Here is a 357-nt window from a genome sequence, read left to right as displayed (position 1 = left end):
ATCGCGGCCCACCAGACGGCGTGAGGATGGTCGGGGGTGTCGACGTCGATGATCCAGCGCCGGCCCCCCACCCCGCCGGCCGGCCCGCTGCCCGGTCCGGTGCCCGGTGCGGTGGCCGGTCCGGGACTGTGGTAGCCGACGCGTCCGGAACGGCCTCGCAGGCCTGCCTGGCCCATCAGGCGTTCCACGGTCTGGTGGCTGACGTTGATGCCGTAGCGGTGACCGAGTTCCTGCCGGATACGGCGGTATCCGAAGACAGCCCCCGAGGAGCGGTGGATGTCGCGGATGATCCGGCTCAGCCAGGCCTGCCGCAGCGAGCGTGCCGAAGGAGTGCGTTCCCGCCAGGCGTAATAGCCG

1 protein-coding gene is annotated in these 357 nt (G+C 71.7%); it reads right to left on the bottom strand.

The features are described from left to right. A partial coding sequence (locus ADL25_RS17365) for an IS3 family transposase (RefSeq protein WP_059128656.1) occupies nucleotides 1-357 on the bottom strand: 357 nt, incomplete at both ends.

The organism is Streptomyces sp. NRRL F-5122, assembly GCF_001507435.1.
Taxonomy (GTDB): domain Bacteria; phylum Actinomycetota; class Actinomycetes; order Streptomycetales; family Streptomycetaceae; genus Streptomyces; species Streptomyces lannensis.
The sequence above is the reverse complement of the archived record's forward strand: the minus strand, read 5'-3'. Positions and strand labels throughout refer to the sequence as shown.